Below are 646 nucleotides of genomic sequence, written 5' to 3' on the forward strand. Positions count from 1 at the left end.
CAGGCCGAGACCCCCTGGGGCCTCGGCCCCGCCCTGGCCCGCCTGCTCCCCGGTACCACCACCGACCGCCGGGGCCGCCCCGCCGACGGAACGGCGCGGGGGACGGCCGAGGAGGTGCTGCGGGAGGCCGGGGACCGCCGACTCGTGGTCGTCGTGCGCGATGTCCACCGGCACGCCTGGATGGGGGAGACCCTGGCGGCGCTCGTCGCCGCCCGCCCGGACACCGCGGTGGTGGAGATGGGCGTGCCGCAGGCCCCGCCCACCGGCGCCCTGCACATCGCCACCCACGGCGCGGCCCGGGTCTGCGCCGAGGCCGCCGCCGAGGTGCTGACCGGGAGCGTCCCGGCCGCCGGCGGCTCCTGAGCCGCCGGCGGCCGTGCCCGACCCGCGCCGGCGGTGCACGGGGCGGCGCCCCCGCGCGACGGGGCACCGTCCCCCGGCCGCCGGTGCCCCCGGGCCCCGCGGCGACGGGTCCCCCCGAAGCGGTCCCGACCGTCCGACCGACGGTTCGGACCCCGGTCGGCCCGGTCCGCACCACGGACCGCCCGCCGACCCCCGCACCCCGGGTGCGGCCGACGGCCCGACCGCCGGCCGCACCCGACCCCGGGCCGTCCGGGGCCCGGGCGGGCCGGACACCGCCGTCCCC

1 pseudogene is annotated in these 646 nt (G+C 83.6%); it reads left to right on the top strand.

The features are described 5' to 3' along the window. Positions 1–363: pseudogene (locus FOE67_RS27790) on the top strand (hypothetical protein); the annotation flags it as partial. Positions 364–646 lie beyond the last annotated feature (283 nt).

This window comes from Streptomyces calidiresistens, assembly GCF_014141525.1.
GTDB classification, from domain to species: domain Bacteria; phylum Actinomycetota; class Actinomycetes; order Streptomycetales; family Streptomycetaceae; genus Streptomyces; species Streptomyces calidiresistens.